The organism is Marinobacter sp. (assembly GCF_041595835.1).
In the GTDB taxonomy this organism is placed as follows: Bacteria; Pseudomonadota; Gammaproteobacteria; order Pseudomonadales; family Oleiphilaceae; genus Marinobacter.
Genome location: NZ_JBFHJO010000001.1, coordinates 45,090 through 60,738 on the forward strand (window position 1 = coordinate 45,090; position 15,649 = coordinate 60,738).

Annotated in this window: 12 protein-coding genes; 2 read left to right on the forward strand and 10 right to left on the reverse strand. The window is 51.4% G+C overall.

Features of this window, described 5'->3' with window-relative positions; all coding sequences use genetic code 11:
* Positions 1-7: 7 nt before the first annotated feature.
* From sucD to sdhC, 9 genes are all read right to left on the reverse strand, one after another.
* Positions 8-880 (reverse strand): succinate--CoA ligase subunit alpha, encoded by an 873-nt coding sequence (gene sucD, locus ABYA77_RS00240; RefSeq protein WP_372963921.1) that lies wholly within the window; start codon positions 878-880, stop codon positions 8-10.
* Positions 880-2,046, reverse strand: coding sequence for an ADP-forming succinate--CoA ligase subunit beta (gene sucC, locus ABYA77_RS00245; protein ID WP_372963922.1), 1,167 nt, complete (start codon positions 2,044-2,046; stop codon positions 880-882). Before sucC ends, sucD begins: the two co-directional genes overlap by 1 nt.
* Before the next feature lie 195 nt (positions 2,047-2,241).
* Positions 2,242-3,684 (reverse strand): dihydrolipoyl dehydrogenase, encoded by a 1,443-nt coding sequence (gene lpdA / locus ABYA77_RS00250; RefSeq protein WP_372963923.1) that lies wholly within the window; start codon positions 3,682-3,684, stop codon positions 2,242-2,244.
* A 35-nt stretch (positions 3,685-3,719) separates the two neighbouring features.
* On the reverse strand, positions 3,720-4,931 hold the full coding sequence (gene odhB / locus ABYA77_RS00255) for a 2-oxoglutarate dehydrogenase complex dihydrolipoyllysine-residue succinyltransferase (RefSeq protein WP_372963924.1): 1,212 nt from the start codon (positions 4,929-4,931) through the stop codon (positions 3,720-3,722).
* A 25-nt stretch (positions 4,932-4,956) separates the two neighbouring features.
* Complete coding sequence (locus tag ABYA77_RS00260; RefSeq protein WP_372963925.1) at positions 4,957-7,794, reverse strand: 2-oxoglutarate dehydrogenase E1 component; 2,838 nt, start codon at positions 7,792-7,794, stop codon at positions 4,957-4,959.
* A gap of 314 nt (positions 7,795-8,108) precedes the next feature.
* The gene (locus tag ABYA77_RS00265; RefSeq protein ID WP_372963926.1) at positions 8,109-8,813 is read right to left on the reverse strand and encodes a succinate dehydrogenase iron-sulfur subunit; all 705 of its coding nucleotides are present in this window, start codon (positions 8,811-8,813) and stop codon (positions 8,109-8,111) included.
* Between the two features lie 15 nt (positions 8,814-8,828).
* Positions 8,829-10,601, reverse strand: a complete 1,773-nt coding sequence (gene sdhA / locus ABYA77_RS00270) for a succinate dehydrogenase flavoprotein subunit (RefSeq protein WP_372963927.1) — start codon at positions 10,599-10,601, stop codon at positions 8,829-8,831.
* A gap of 3 nt (positions 10,602-10,604) precedes the next feature.
* Positions 10,605-10,946 (reverse strand): succinate dehydrogenase, hydrophobic membrane anchor protein, encoded by a 342-nt coding sequence (gene sdhD / locus ABYA77_RS00275; RefSeq protein WP_372964119.1) that lies wholly within the window; start codon positions 10,944-10,946, stop codon positions 10,605-10,607.
* Positions 10,943-11,320 carry a succinate dehydrogenase, cytochrome b556 subunit gene (gene sdhC / locus ABYA77_RS00280; RefSeq protein WP_372963928.1) on the reverse strand — a complete coding sequence of 126 codons (378 nt, stop codon included), beginning with the start codon at positions 11,318-11,320 and terminating at the stop codon, positions 10,943-10,945. Before sdhC ends, sdhD begins: the two co-directional genes overlap by 4 nt.
* 476 nt (positions 11,321-11,796) lie before the next feature.
* Here sdhC and gltA point away from each other — a divergent pair, with 476 nt between their 5' ends.
* A complete protein-coding gene (gene gltA / locus ABYA77_RS00285) occupies positions 11,797-13,071 on the forward strand; it encodes a citrate synthase (RefSeq protein ID WP_372963929.1) in 1,275 nt (424 codons plus the stop codon).
* Positions 13,072-13,159: 88 nt separating this feature from the next.
* Here the strand turns inward: gltA and ABYA77_RS00290 are convergent, their stop codons facing one another.
* The gene (locus ABYA77_RS00290; protein WP_372963930.1) at positions 13,160-14,368 is read right to left on the reverse strand and encodes a M48 family metalloprotease; all 1,209 of its coding nucleotides are present in this window, start codon (positions 14,366-14,368) and stop codon (positions 13,160-13,162) included.
* Positions 14,369-14,738: 370 nt separating this feature from the next.
* Here ABYA77_RS00290 and ABYA77_RS00295 point away from each other — a divergent pair, with 370 nt between their 5' ends.
* The gene (locus ABYA77_RS00295; protein ID WP_372963931.1) at positions 14,739-15,611 is read left to right on the forward strand and encodes an NAD(P)-dependent oxidoreductase; all 873 of its coding nucleotides are present in this window, start codon (positions 14,739-14,741) and stop codon (positions 15,609-15,611) included.
* The last annotated feature ends 38 nt before the right edge of the window (positions 15,612-15,649 follow it).

Sequence of the window (15,649 nt, forward strand, 5' to 3'; positions counted from 1 at the left end):
AATTGGCTTACCAGCCAGTCACTTCCTTCAGTGCCTTGCCGATCTCAGCCAGGCTACGCACAGTTTTAACACCGGCGTCATTCAGAGCCGCAAACTTCTCGTCTGCAGTACCTTTACCACCAGAGATGATAGCACCGGCGTGGCCCATCCGCTTACCTGGGGGCGCAGTAACGCCGGCAATGTAGGAAACCACAGGCTTGGTAACGTTCTCTTTGATGAATGCAGCCGCCTCTTCTTCAGCCGTTCCACCAATTTCACCGATCATCACGATGGCCTCAGTCTGCGGATCTTCTTGCAGAAGCTTAAGGATATCGATGAAATTAGAGCCCGGAATCGGGTCGCCACCAATGCCTACGCAGGTAGACTGGCCGTAGCCAAAGTCAGTAGTCTGCTTGACAGCTTCGTAAGTCAGAGTACCGGAACGGGAAACAATACCGACCTTGCCTGGCTTATGGATATGGCCTGGCATGATACCGATCTTGCACTCACCAGGAGTAATCACACCCGGGCAGTTAGGCCCGATCATGCGTACGCCTTTACGATCAACGTATTCTTTAGCGTACAGCATGTCGATGGTCGGAATACCTTCGGTGATGCATACAATCAGCTCAAGGCCAGCATCTGCTGCTTCAATGATGGCATCCTTACAGAACGGAGCCGGAACATAGATCACAGTTGCCTGAGCACCGGTCTTTTCTACAGCGTCACGCACGGTGTTGAATACCGGGAGGCCCAGGTGTGTAGTACCACCCTTACCCGGGCTAACGCCACCCACCATCTTAGTGCCGTATTCAATCGCCTGCTCAGAGTGGAAGGTACCCTGTGCGCCGGTAAAGCCCTGGCAGATAACCTTGGTGTCTTTATTAATCAGGATGCTCATTATTTACCCCCTGCGGCTTTAACGACTTGCTCTGCAGCATCGGCCAGGCTGCTGGCGGCGATGATGTTCAGGCCACTATCAGCCAATACCTTTGAACCCAGTTCAGCGTTGTTACCTTCAAGACGAACAACCACGGGAACTTTAACGCCAACTTCTTTAACCGCGCCGATGATACCTTCAGCGATCATGTCACAGCGAACAATACCGCCGAAGATGTTAACCAGAACTGCTTGTACAGCATCATCAGACAGGATGATTTTGAACGCTTCGGAAACACGCTCTTTGGTAGCACCGCCCCCAACGTCCAGGAAGTTGGCAGGACGGCCACCAGATAATTTGATGATATCCATGGTGCCCATCGCCAAACCGGCGCCGTTAACCATGCAACCAATATTGCCGTCGAGGGCAACGTAGTTCAGTTCCCACGCTGCTGCTTCTGCTTCTCGAGCGTCTTCCTGTGAAGGGTCACGCATTTCCTGAAGCTTCTTCTGACGGTACAAAGCGTTGCCATCAACACCAATCTTGGCATCCAGACAATGCAGATCACCCGCTGGAGTAATAACGAGCGGGTTGATTTCCAGAAGCGCAAGGTCATAGTCTTCGAACAGCTTAGCCAGACCCAGGAAGATTTTGGTGAACTGACCAATTTGCTTACCTTCCAAGCCCAGCTTGAAGGCCAACTCACGCCCCTGATATGGCTGCGCACCAACGAGAGGATCAATTTCGGCTTTCAGAATTTTTTCAGGCGTTTCTTCTGCAACGGTCTCAATTTCAACACCGCCTTCAGTAGAGGCCATAAATACAATGCGACGACTACCGCGATCAACAACTGCGCCCAGGTACAGCTCCTGGTCAATGTCCGTCAGGGATTCAACAAGAATTTTGCTGACCGGCTGGCCATGCTCGTCAGTCTGAAAAGTAACCAACTGCTTACCTAACCACTGCTCAGCGAACGCGCGGATGTCGTCAGTATTCTTGACCAGCTTTACACCACCGGCTTTACCGCGGCCGCCAGCGTGAACCTGGGCTTTGACTACCCAGCTGTCTCCGCCAATTTTCTCTGCAGCTGCAACAGCTTCATCCGGGGTATCGCAGGCGATGCCCTTTGAGACAGGCAAGCCATATTCAGCGAAAAGCTGTTTGCCCTGATATTCATGCAAATTCATAGTTAATGTCCCGCTTTTTGATGGAGGATAACCACGTACGGATATGAACCCGCCACTCCCCACACAGGGAGCCTTAAACGCGAATTCGATTCGATGAGCAGGGGATCACCTCAGCTCACCATGATCGCAACCGGAAATCAGTTCTTATTATGATAAAGGGGCGCCATCAAGGGCGCCCCTGCATCCGGGTTTGCGTTACTTCTTTTTGCGACGGTTTGCAATGTGAATTGCGCCGCCACCAACAGCCAACGCTGCTTCATGCACAGACTCAGACAAAGTCGGGTGCGCAAAACAGGTCAGAGCCAAATCTTCTGCTGTAGAACCGAACTCCATGGCAATAACGCCCTGAGCTACGATCTCGGAAGCCTGAGGACCTACAACGTGGAAGCCCAGAATTCGGTCAGTTTTAGCATCAGCAAGGATCTTCACCATACCTGCGGTCGCATTAGCCGCCATAGCACGACCGTTTGCCGCAAACGGGAAGGTGCCTACATTGTAGTCTTCACCTTCTGCCTTCAGCTGCTCTTCAGTCTTGCCAACCCAGGCTACTTCCGGAGTGGTATAAATCACATTCGGAATACAGTCGTAGTTAACCTGAGGCTTATGGCCTGCAATACGCTCAGCAACCATCACGCCCTCCTCGGACGCTTTGTGTGCCAGCATAGGTCCGCGAACGATATCACCAACAGCCCATACGCCCGGCGCTTCGGTTTTGCAGTGATCATTAACAAAAATGAAGCCACGCTCATCAAGCTTAACGCCGGAATCTTCAGCCAACAGTCCGTCAGTGTAGGGACGACGACCAACGGCAACAATCAGCTTATCGAACTTCGCTTCCTGCTTACCCTTGGAATCTTCGTAGTTCACGTAAACCAGCTTACGCTTCACTTCAGCACCCGTCATACGGGCACCAGTGATGATATTCAGGCCTTGCTTTTTGAACTGCTTAAGCGCGTCTTTAGCAATTTGCTGATCAACCACTGGCAGGAAACTGCTCTGCGCTTCAAGAATGGTCACTTCAGCACCTAGGCGAGCCCAGACACTACCCAGCTCAAGACCGATAACACCCGCACCAATTACGCCAAGGCGCTTCGGCACTTCAGTGAACTCAAGTGCACCTTCGGAATCAACAATGTATTCACCATCAAATGGTGCTGGCGGGATTTCGATAGGCTTGGAGCCGCTTGCCAGAATAACGTTATCAGCTTCGTAGGTCGTGGTTTTACCGTCTTTATCAGTAACTTCAACCTTACGGCCGGCCAACAATTTGCCGTGACCATGAATAGAAGTAACACCATTGGCTTTAAACAATCCGGCAATACCACCGGTCAGTTGTTTAACGATCCCAACCTTACGTTCCATCATCTTGGCAACATCGATATCGACGTCTTTCGCCATGATACCCATGGATTCGTAATCGTGACTGGTTTCCTCAAACTTGTGCGTGACTTCCAGCAGCGCTTTGGACGGAATACAGCCAACGTTCAGACAGGTACCGCCAAGCACCTGACTTTTCCCATCTTCAGCAGTCCAGGACTCAACACACGCAGTCTTCAGACCCAGTTGAGCAGCTTTGATAGCGGCCACATAACCACCGGGGCCGGCACCAATCACAATGACATCGTACTTATCGGACATAATCTTTCCTGTTCTCAGATTCGTTGAATGTCAGCTTACACGTCCAGCAGGATGCGAGCCGGGTCTTCAAGCATTTCCTTGATGGCCACCAGGAACTGAACGGCTTCCTTACCGTCGATCATACGGTGATCGTATGATAGCGCCAGGTACATCATCGGCAGAATCTCAACCTTGCCATTCACCGCCATCGGGCGCTCCTGAATTTTATGCATACCCAAGATTGCTGTCTGCGGCGGATTCAGAATCGGAGTAGAAATTAACGACCCAAAAATACCACCGTTCGTGATGGTGAAGGTTCCGCCCGTCATCTCTTCGATGCCCAGTTTTCCACCTTTTGCCTTGGTACCGTATTCGACAATTTTCTTCTCAATATCTGCCAAGCCCAGTGCATCGACATCGCGAACAACAGGCACAACCAGGCCACGGTCAGTTGATACGGCAACACCGATATCCTGATAACCATGGTAAACCATGTCGTTACCATCAATAGAAGCGTTAACTGCCGGGAAACGTTTCAACGCTTCGGTAGCAGCCTTAGTGAAAAACGACATAAAGCCAAGCTTGATCCCGTGACGCTTAACAAAACTTTCCTGGTACTGCTTACGCAGCTCCATGATTGGCGCCATGTTGACTTCATTAAAGGTAGTCAGCATGGCAGCGGTTTGCTGAGCGTCAACCAGACGCTTAGCAATGCTGGCACGCAAACGGGTCATCGGAACGCGCTTCTCGACACGCTCGCCCTGAGCAACATCCAATGCCGCCGGCGCAGCGGCAGGCTTAGCCGGAACAGAATCTGAAGACTTGCTGCTATCAATATGATTCTGAACATCTTCTTTGGTAACACGACCGTCTTTTCCCGTGCCTTTAACGGCACTCGGATCGACATTATTCTCTTCCGCCAGCTTACGAGCTGCCGGGCTGAGAATGGCATCACCGGAAGTCGATGTTTCCTGAGGCTCTTCGGTTTTCTCTTCAGCTTTGGTTTCAGCAGGCTTGGACGAGCCGGCCGCGCCAGCTTTAAATTTGCCGATAACTTCACCGCTTTCGCAGGTATCGCCTTCGCCTTTCAGGATTTCTTCGATCACACCATCAGCCGGTGCAACCACTTCGAGCACGACTTTGTCGGTTTCGATATCGACAATCAGCTCATCACGTGAGCAGGCTTCACCTGGTTGCTTGTGCCAGGTCGCTACGGTGCCTTCGGCAACCGACTCAGGGAAAACGGGGGCTTTTATCTCTGTTGACATTACGATTCCTTAGCTCGGTAGCTCGTCAGATTTCGAACGCGTCGTTGACTAGTTTCTTTTGCTCTTCAATGTGTACAGACATATGTCCACACGCAGGAGCAGCGGAAGGCTCACGACCGGCATACTGAAGGTATAGTTTTGGGTTCAGGCGTTGCAACGCATTACGCATATGGTGCTGACTGCAGTACCAGGCTCCCTGGTTCATTGGTTCTTCCTGACACCAGACAACATTCTTGAGCCTCGCATACTGACCCAGAATTTCATCAAGATCGTCGCTCGGGAATGGATACAGCTGCTCAATACGGACAATCGCAACATCATCACGCTCATCTGCTTTTTTCTTTTCCAGCAGATCGTAATAAACCTTGCCACTGCACATAATCAGGCGCGTGATCTTCTTCGGATCAGACGGTTCCTTCTCTGGCAATACTGTCTGGAATGTGCCTGACGTCAAGTCATCCAAGCTAGAGATAGCCTCTTTATGACGCAACAAGCTCTTCGGCGTGATTGCAACCAGCGGCTTACGCAGCGGACGTTTAACCTGACGACGCAGCATATGGAACACCTGAGACGGCGTAGTGGGAACACAAACCTGAATATTGTGCTCAGCACACATTTGCAGGAAACGCTCCATACGAGCTGAACTGTGCTCCGGACCCTGTCCTTCATACCCATGAGGCAGCAACAGAGTCAGGCCACACAACCGGCCCCACTTATGTTCGCCACTGGTCAGGAACTGGTCGATAACCACCTGTGCACCATTAGCGAAATCGCCAAATTGAGCTTCCCAAACAACCAACCCGTCAGGCTTGGTTGTTGAATAGCCATATTCAAACGCCATGACAGCTTCTTCTGACAACAGCGAGTCATAAATTTCAAACCTCGGCTGGTCTTCAGCAAGCTCTTTCAGCGCAACATGGGTGGAACCATCTTTCTGATTATGCAATACCGCATGGCGATGCGAGAAGGTACCCCGGCCCACGTCCTGACCGGTCAGCCGGATCGGGTGCCCTTCATTCAGCAAGGTAGCGTAAGCCATCATCTCACCGTAACCCCAGTTCATGGCCATGGCACCTGCAGTCATTTTCTCCCGATCGTTAACGATCTTGGATACCTGACGCTGAATGCTGAAGCCTTCCGGAACCTGGGTCAGCTTATTACCTAATTTCTGAATAGTTTTCAGAGGCACGCTGGTTTTGCACTTAGCCGTCCACTCGTGACCAAGGTATGGAGTCCAGTCAACGTAAAGCTCTTTATTTGGCTCTTTCACCAACGACTTCACAACGTGCTCGCCTTTATCCAGCGCATCACGGTAGTCAGTTTCAATCTGTTTAGCTTCTTCTTCAGTGATGACACCGGCTTCAACCAAACGCTCAGCATAAATATTGCGTGTGGTGCTCAGCTTACGGATCTTGTCATACATCAGCGGCTGAGTTGCTGCCGGCTCATCGGCCTCGTTGTGACCCCGACGACGATAGCAGACCAGATCAATCACCACATCCCGCTTAAATTCGTTGCGGTAGTCCATGGCCATCTGGGTAACAAAAAGGACAGCTTCCGGGTTATCGGCGTTTACGTGCAGAATCGGCGCCTGAACCATCTTCGCCACGTCGGTACAGTATTCAGTAGAACGGGCGTCTTCCTGTTTGCTTGTGGTAAAGCCAACCTGGTTATTGATCACAATGTGGATGGTGCCACCTACACCAAAGCCTCGGGTCTGAGACATCTGGAAGGTTTCCATCACAACACCCTGCCCGGCAAAGGCCGCATCACCGTGCATCACAATCGGTACGACCTTGCTGCCGTCTGTATCACCACGGCGATCCTGACGGGCACGCACCGATCCTTCTACCACCGGAGAAACGATTTCTAGGTGCGACGGGTTAAATGCCATGGCCAAATGAACTTCGCCACCTGGAGTCATAACATTAGAGGAGAAGCCCTGGTGGTATTTCACATCACCTGAGCCGGAATCCGCGAGTTTCTTACCCTCGAATTCGTCAAACAATTCCTTCGGATTCTTACCGAGCGTATTAACCAGAACGTTTAGGCGGCCACGGTGTGCCATACCCAAAACGATTTCTTTGGCGCCATAAGAGCCGGCTCGCTGAATCAGTTCATCCAGGCAAGGAATAAGGCTTTCGCCACCTTCCAGACCAAAACGCTTCACACCCGGGTAGCGAGACCCGAGGTACTTTTCAAGACCTTCTGCTGCCGTTAGGCGCTCAAGCAAATGCTTCCGGGTTTCGACCTCGTATTCAGGACGAGAGCGAACGGGCTCCATACGCTGCTGGAACCAACGTTTTATGCGCGTATCAACAACGTGCATGTACTCTGCACCGATACTTTCGCAATAGGTCTGACGCAGACCATCAACAATGTCTCTGAGCTTCATCGTCTCAGAGCCAAAACTCAAAGAGCCTGTCTGAAACTCCAAGTCGAGATCTGATGGGCCCAACTCATGAAAAGCCGGATCCAGATCTTCAACAGGTTCACGCTGCCAGACACCCAGTGGATCAAGCTTTGACTCCTGATGACCGCGAAAACGGTACGCGTTGATCAGTTGTAGAACACGAATCTGCTTTTTATCAGCATCTGAAGTAGCGCTGGCCGGCACGCCGCCATTCGCCAAAAATCGCTGATTTCGGGAGATATGTTCAAACTGTTCACGGATGGTTGAGTGAACAACATCCGGGCCATGTTGGCCATCGATGCTGGGGAGCTTGTCAAAGTAACTCCGCCACTCTTCAGGAATAGCATTGGGGTCTGTCAGGTAGGTTTCAAAAAGCTGTTCAACATAGGCCAGATTTCCACCCTGCAAGAGGGAAGTCTGCCATAACTGCTCCATGATGCTTTCGTGCATTTTGAATAGCTCACCTTGGGCTGGTGCGGGGGAGCGGGTATGGTCGGCCAGGGGTATTTCTCAGTCAATACGGGATATTACGGCATGACTTTTGGCCACCACACCCTGCAAGGATGTTTTCCGTCCCCTGTGATTTTTATACTCAGCGATACTGCAAGGAACCAGGATAAGGCAACCAGGCAGCGCGACCAGTTTGCACCTTGGTAAGACTTTTGACTATAAGCCTTTGGTTGAAGGCCCCGCATAAGCGAGGCCTTCAGGGTTGCTAACTGGCACTGAAGAGCCAGTATAGCTGTTTCTTCACAATTTGCTGCTCAGGTGGTCCTTTGCAGCAGTAAATTCCGAATATGACCAATCGCCTTAGTGGGATTGAGGCCCTTCGGACAAACACTCACACAGTTCATAATGCCCCGGCAGCGGAATACGCTGAACGGATCATCAAGCTCAGCAAGACGCTCGGCCTGAGCCGTATCACGACTATCAACCAGGAAGCGGTATGCTTGCAACAGGCCTGATGGGCCAATGAACTTATCCGGATTCCACCAGAAAGACGGACAAGCAGTAGAACAGCATGCACAGAGAATACACTCGTACAGGCCGTCCAGCTTCTCACGTTCTTCCGGAGTCTGCAGGCGCTCAATAGCAGGCGCCGGGGTGTCATTAACAAGGTACGGCATGATTTTTTCGTACTGTTTGTAGAACAGCCCCATATCCACAACCAAGTCACGGATAACCGGCAGCCCCGGCAGTGGACGCAGAACCAGCTTGTTATTCTTGACCACTTCAGAAACCGGAGTGATACAAGCAAGACCATTCTTGCCATTCATATTCATGCCATCGGAGCCACAAACACCCTCACGGCAGGAACGACGGAATGCAACCGAAGGATCCTTTTCCTTGACCAGTGCCAAGACATCCAGAACCATCAGATCTTTACCTGCTGGCAATTCAATCTCAACGTCCTGCATGTAAGGGGCGTTGTCAGTTTCCGGGTTATAACGGTACAGACTTACCAACATTTTCTGGATACCCCCTTAGTAGGTCCGGACTTTCGGCTCGAAGGTCGGAACTGTTTTCGGTGCGAAGTTTACATCACGCTTGCCAACACGCTTTTCTAGCGGGAAGTACATGGAGTGCTTCAGCCAGTTCTCGTCATCACGCTCAGTGAAGTCGTTACGAGCATGAGCCCCACGACTTTCTTTACGCACAATCGCAGAATGCGCTGTGGCATAGGCAACTTCGTAGAGGTTGTCCAGTTCCAGTGCTTCAATGCGGGCAGTATTAAAGGCCTTACTGGTATCAGTCAGCCTGGTCTTGCGAACACGCTCACCAATTTCTTCCAGCAGCTTCAACCCCTTCTCCATGCTCTCACCATCGCGGAACACGCCGAAGTAAAGCTGCATGCAGTTCTGAAGATCCTTACGAACCTGAGCAACATCCTCACCTTCTTTGGTGTTGTTCAGACGATCAAGGCGAGCCATGGCACGCTTGATATCTTCATCGCTCGCACCATCAACCTCGAAACCGCCACGAATCTGTTCCTCGATGTGCAGACCCGCCGCACGACCGAATACCACAAGATCCAGCAGCGAGTTGCCGCCCAGGCGGTTTGCGCCGTGTACAGACACACAAGCCGCCTCACCACATGCAAACAGACCAGGAATCGGCTGATCGTTGCCGTTTTCGTCTTGAGTCAGAGCCTGGCCACCCACATTGGTCGGAATGCCGCCCATCATGTAGTGACAAGTAGGCACAACCGGAACCGGCTCTTTTACCGGATCGACATGCGCAAAGGTACGGGACAGATCACAAATACCTGGCAGACGCAGGTTCAGGGTCTCTTCACCCAGATGATCAAGCTTCAGCAGTACGTGATCTTTATCGGGACCACAACCACGCCCTTCAAGAATTTCCAGAACCATGGAGCGAGCCACAACATCACGGCCAGCCAGGTCTTTTGCGTTCGGAGCATAACGCTCCATGAAGCGCTCGCCCTCGGCGTTAATCAGATAACCACCCTCACCCCGGCAACCTTCCGTTACCAGTACACCGGCACCGTGAATGCCAGTTGGGTGGAACTGCCACATTTCCATGTCCTGGACAGGGAAGCCTGCACGCAACGCCATACCAATACCGTCACCAGTGTTGATCAGAGCGTTGGTAGTAGAAGCATAAATACGTCCGGCGCCACCGGTCGCCAGAACAGTTGCTTTGGCTTTGATATAAGCCACTTCACCGCTTTCAATTTCAATCGCAACAACACCAACCACTTCATTCTTGGCGTTCTTAACCAGATCAACAGCGTACCATTCATTAAGGAAGCTGGTACCGCCTTTCAGGTTCGCCTGGTACAGAGTGTGCAACAATGCATGCCCCGTACGGTCAGCCGCTGCACAGGTGCGCGCAGCCTGAGTTGGGTTATCAGGACCTTTGGACTGACCACCGAAAGGACGCTGATAAATACGTCCCTGTTCAGTACGGGAGAACGGCAACCCCATATGCTCAAGCTCAAATACCGCCTGAGGACCTACAGAACACATGTATTCGATAGCGTCCTGGTCGCCGATGTAGTCGGAACCCTTGACGGTGTCATACATGTGCCAGCGCCAATCGTCGTTGGGGTCAGCGCTTGCAATCGCACAAGTGATACCACCCTGGGCAGACACCGTGTGCGAACGGGTTGGAAATACTTTCGTGATACACGCGGTGTTAAGGCCCGACTCTGTCAGCTGCAGGGCGGCTCGCATACCAGCTCCGCCACCACCGATAACAATCGCGTCGTAAGACATGGTTTTGATGTTAGCCATCGATTAAAGCCCCCAAAGAATCTGAATGCCCCACACAACATACACAAACAAAACGAGTATGCAGGCCGCCTGAAGCAGGAAGCGTGGAAGTGCTGCTTTGATGTAATCCGTGGAAACTGTCCACAAACCAACCCATGCGTGTCCTGCGATAGATAGCAGCGCCAGCAGGCTGAAGACCTTGAACCAGCCTTGACCGTACAACGCAGACCAGGCCTGGTAATCAACATCAGTAGTTACAAAAAACCCAAGCAGGAACAAGGTGTAGAGCGCAAGAATGTAAGCGGTAGCGCGCTGGATAATCCAGTCTTGAACACCGTTACGACCAAGATTAGTTACACTGTTCATGCCCATACCCAGACTCCTGCCAGAATAATGAGAACAATGGAAACCACTAGTGTGGTTTTCGCGGCAAGGCGACCGCTTTCAAGCTCTTCGCCGATACCAGCATCCATCAGCAGGTGTTTAATACCCGCAACCAGGTGGTATAGCAGAGCAGACAGGATGCCCCAGGTAATCAGCTTTGCCAGGAAGCTGTTCAGCAGTTCATTTACACGGTTGAAGCCATCTTCTCCGGACAGGGAGAGATCCAGGCCGTACATCAGGAAAGCAACACCCACAAAGATGATGATGCCGCTGATGCGATGCAGGATCGATGTAATGGCTGGCAGCGGAAAATGGAACTTGCCGAGATCGAGATTTACTGGTCGTTTGCTATTCACAGCGCTCTCACACTCTCTCTTGGTTCCGCAAAACCGATATTCTGGCAGCGGATGGTTAGTATGTTGGGACCGGAGAATCGATACGATACCGATAACCGATTGGTTCAGGAGGGCGGATGACAACCCGATAGCTTGCTATGCTGTAGCCTGCAGGCAGGCGCATCCCCTATTCCGGGCTACGGATTATAAGGAGACGCCCCGGTAATTACAAACTTGCAACAACCTGAAAAGCCTTGCCAGCCGCTGAACCACCCCCTCTATTCAGCTTATTGACAAATCATCTTTTGACTCCAAAGCACTGGAATTGCGCTCTTTTAGACAGGTCAACAAAAAATGAAAACACGCTTTTCGCCTCCAATAGATTGACAAAAAAAGCTAACGCCCTATATTTTGCCGCCAGTTTTGCGATAATACGCGCCTTCTCGCGCATCTATAAATGCAAAGAGCTGTATAAGCTAATCAAATAGGAGAGCACCATGACCGACAGGAAAGCCACGCTCTCGGTGGGAGACAAGTCCATTGAGCTTCCGGTTTATTCCGGCACCGTCGGCCCTGACGTTATTGACGTACGCGGGCTAGTCCAGGAAGGCGTTTTCACCTACGATCCGGGGTTTGTCTCAACGGCAGCCTGCGAATCAGCCATAACCTATATTGATGGCGCTAACGGCGTACTCTTGCATCGGGGTTACCCGATCGACCAGCTCGCCGAGCAATCTGACTTCCTTGAAGTATGCTACCTGCTCCTGCATGGCGAATTGCCAAGCAAGGAAGAAAACAAGCGCTTCCACGACACCGTCAAAAACCACACAATGCTGCACGACCAGATGCGCAATTTCTTCAACGGCTTCCGCCGTGATGCGCACCCAATGGCAATCATGTGCGGCGTGGTTGGTGCTCTATCTGCGTTTTATCACGACCAGATGGACGTCAGCGACCCTAAGCAGCGCGAGATCACCGGCCATCGATTGATTGCCAAAATGCCTACCATTGCAGCTTGGTGCTATAAGTATTCTGCCGGCCAGCCGTTCGTGTATCCGCGCAACGACCTGTCCTATGCAGAGAATTTCCTGCAGATGATGTTCGGTACTCCTTGCGAAGAGTACAAACCGAACCCGGTTCTGGCCAACGCTATGGATAAAATCTTTATCCTGCACGCGGATCACGAACAAAATGCATCCACCTCGACGGTACGCCTGGCAGGCTCTACAGGCGCCAACCCATACGCGTGTATCGCTTCTGGTATCGCCGCCCTTTGGGGCCCGGCTCATGGCGGCGCGAATGAAGCCGTTCTGGACATGCTGGCTGAAATCGGTGATGAATCCAATATCGAGAAGTTCATTGCGAAAGCGAAGGACAAAGATGACCCATTCCGCCTAATGGGCTTTGGTCACAGGGTTTACAAGAACTTTGACCCACGCGCCAAAGTGATGAGCGAAACCGCTCATCAGGTTCTGCAAGAACTCGGCCTGGAAAATGATCCTCTGCTGAAAATTGCACAACGTCTGGAAAAAATCGCCCTGGAAGACGAATACTTCGTCAAACGCCAGCTTTACCCGAACGTAGACTTCTACTCCGGAATCATCCTGAAAGCCATCGGTATCCCAACATCCATGTTTACCGTCATTTTCGCGATGTCCCGGACTATTGGCTGGTTCTCACACTGGAACGAGATGGTCAGCGGCAACTACCGCATTGGTCGTCCGCGTCAGCTGTACACTGGCTCGCCTAAGCGTGACTACCCAACGAAATAATTCTCTGGGAATGTCAGGAAGATATAAAAAGGCCGCTGATTTCAGCGGCCTTTTTAATTGCATCAATCAACCTATGACACAAGCGTAGCTATCGGCAATTGGCCGGCAACCATTCCTCCGATACATTTTGACCGTAGCAAACCCAGCTCAAACCGGTGTCCGAAACGCTAGGTTCAAGCACGATGTATTCGAATTCACCCTGCTCGTCCATACCCATTTCAACACCGATCACTCCACCGTCGTACACATCGATTGAATAATTATTTGAAACATCGTCCAGCGTGGATTCGGGATACCCCATATCCTGCATAGCGACAGGCCACTCTTGATATTTCTCTACGTACGCATCAACTGATGCCTGAACTTCCAACGCACTGTAATAAGCCCCCAGAAAGCGCGCCCTCTCTGTGTAGTCCTGGTATTGCGGAATCGCAACAGCGGCCAGAATACCGACAATTGCTATCGCCATCAGAAGCGAAACAGGCCCGCCTCCAGCCCCAAGGCGAGGTACAAACAAGGCCAGTAGCCACGCAGGAAGACTGCGACCAGGGTGTACAACCTCTCTTCCCTCAGAAAATGCGATCGCTGACGCCATGCGCTTTGTCAGCCATGGGTAATCTCCCGTCAACTCATTGAATGACATCCAGAAACCACCCGTCTCAGAAATCTGCCGGACATAGGCATCAACATTCATAGTCTTCCAGCGTGTATCCCCAGCCGCAATAGCCGCCAACGCTGACTTGATATCATCAGAGGATTGACAGCAAGCCGCGCCATAACGGTCGCACGTATACTCCTCTGCCCGGCGCAAGGCTGGCCCAATTATTGGAAGCCAGGCCCCCGGCATCAGAAATAGACGCCAGGTCAAATGCTTGCGATGAATATGCCCAAGTTCATGACCAATATAAAAATCAATAGCCCCCGGCTGATCCTCCAAGGCATCAACAACATCGGTAAACAGCACGACAAAATGTCTTCCAAGAAACCTGGTGGCCAGCGCGTTAAAGAAATCCGTGCGCAACAAATATGCTTCAGGAACTTCTGTAACACCCACCGCCTTGCATGACCTTAAAAGGCTCTCGTAAAGATCTGGGTATTGCTCTTGACTGATACGAACACCGGAACCTTTCAGATGGGAAATAAAAGCTGAATGAGCAAACAGAAAAAACACATAACCCACGAGCAGATAAACCAGAACTAACCCAAACGTGCCGAAGAATAAAGCCAGCCAAACAATCGCTGCAATAGCAGCTGTAACCGTCACCAACGGCCTTTCATGCTTATAGATTAAATTCATACTATCCCCTTAAGAAAAACAACAGCGAGCCATTGATTCGCATCCCTGCCCGCACCAGTCATCAGGAATGTACAGGGCCATAACGAAATATACGGGTCATGGAAGTCATTTTTTGTTCGCCAGTGCCGAAAGACTGCGGAGTATAGAAACCTGAAACACCAAGATCCATAAAATTCATAGGTTTAGCCCACAATATAAGCGCCGTTGTGACTTAGCTCATAAATAGATTCTTACTTTGTTTCCAGCGCATAAACATGAATACCCGGCCAACTCGAAGTACACTCGGAGGTTCAGCAATCCTCTTCATCTGGATTCATCCATCAGGACTATCCCAGTCAATCACTTAAACACGAAAACCGGGAGCGCAATAATGGCATTAACTGTAACTTTTATCGGTCTGGGAGTGATGGGCTACCCCATGGCCGGACACCTGGCGAAGGCAGGCTTATCCGTTCGCGTTTGGAATCGTACTGAGGAAAAAACCACACAATGGTCAAACGAACATCCCGGTACAGGCTGTAAAACAATAGCCGAGGCCGTTCAAGGCTCAGACCTGGTGATTACCTGCGTAGGTGCAGATAAAGACCTTATATCAGTGTATGAAGGATCTGGAGGGATTATTGAAAATACAGCCAAAGGGGCCGTACTGGTTGATCACACCACAGCTTCTGCCGGTATCGCTGAACACCTGGCATCTGTCGCCAGCATGGCTGGCCAGGGCTTTATCGATGCTCCCGTATCAGGCGGTCAGCAAGGAGCAGAAAATGGCAAGCTCACCATCATGTGCGGTGGCCGAGAAGAAGACTACCAAAAAGCCGCTCCCGTCATGGCCCATTACGCCCGCGCACTCAACCTGATGGGACCGACAGGGTGCGGCCAGAAAACCAAAATGGTAAACCAGATAGCCATTGCAGGACTGATCCAGGGGCTATCAGAAGCTCTGCATTTTGCAGAGCAGGCTGGGCTGGATGCGAATAAAGTTGTAGAGGTGATCTCCAAAGGAGCCGCCCAATCCTGGCAGATGGAAAACCGCTCCGAGTCCATGATCGATGCCGAATTTGACCACGGTTTTGCTGTCGACTGGATGCGCAAGGATCTGGGTATTTGCCTGGAAGAAGCGCGCCGAAATGGCTCAACGTTGCCGGTGACCGCACTGGTCGACCAGTTTTACGGAGACGTTCAGAAGATGGGAGGTAACCGCTGGGACACATCATCACTGATACAGCGACTGCGCAATAAATAACAACCGACAACGAAACTCACGAAAGATCAGCCAACCCC

What these genes read in the sequence shown, in the direction of transcription:
- odhB (WP_372963924.1), bottom strand. Translation starts at nt 4,931, where the DNA reads ATGTCAACAGAGATAAAAGCCCCCGTTTTCCCTGAGTCGGTTGCCGAA.
- gltA (WP_372963929.1), top strand. Translation starts at nt 11,797, where the DNA reads ATGACCGACAGGAAAGCCACGCTCTCGGTGGGAGACAAGTCCATTGAG.
- ABYA77_RS00290 (WP_372963930.1), bottom strand. Translation starts at nt 14,368, where the DNA reads ATGAATTTAATCTATAAGCATGAAAGGCCGTTGGTGACGGTTACAGCT.
- ABYA77_RS00295 (WP_372963931.1), top strand. Translation starts at nt 14,739, where the DNA reads ATGGCATTAACTGTAACTTTTATCGGTCTGGGAGTGATGGGCTACCCC.
- lpdA (WP_372963923.1), bottom strand. Translation starts at nt 3,684, where the DNA reads ATGTCCGATAAGTACGATGTCATTGTGATTGGTGCCGGCCCCGGTGGT.
- sdhA (WP_372963927.1), bottom strand. Translation starts at nt 10,601, where the DNA reads ATGGCTAACATCAAAACCATGTCTTACGACGCGATTGTTATCGGTGGT.
- sucD (WP_372963921.1), bottom strand. Translation starts at nt 880, where the DNA reads ATGAGCATCCTGATTAATAAAGACACCAAGGTTATCTGCCAGGGCTTT.
- ABYA77_RS00260 (WP_372963925.1), bottom strand. Translation starts at nt 7,794, where the DNA reads ATGCACGAAAGCATCATGGAGCAGTTATGGCAGACTTCCCTCTTGCAG.
- ABYA77_RS00265 (WP_372963926.1), bottom strand. Translation starts at nt 8,813, where the DNA reads ATGTTGGTAAGTCTGTACCGTTATAACCCGGAAACTGACAACGCCCCT.
- sdhD (WP_372964119.1), bottom strand. Translation starts at nt 10,946, where the DNA reads ATGAACAGTGTAACTAATCTTGGTCGTAACGGTGTTCAAGACTGGATT.
- sucC (WP_372963922.1), bottom strand. Translation starts at nt 2,046, where the DNA reads ATGAATTTGCATGAATATCAGGGCAAACAGCTTTTCGCTGAATATGGC.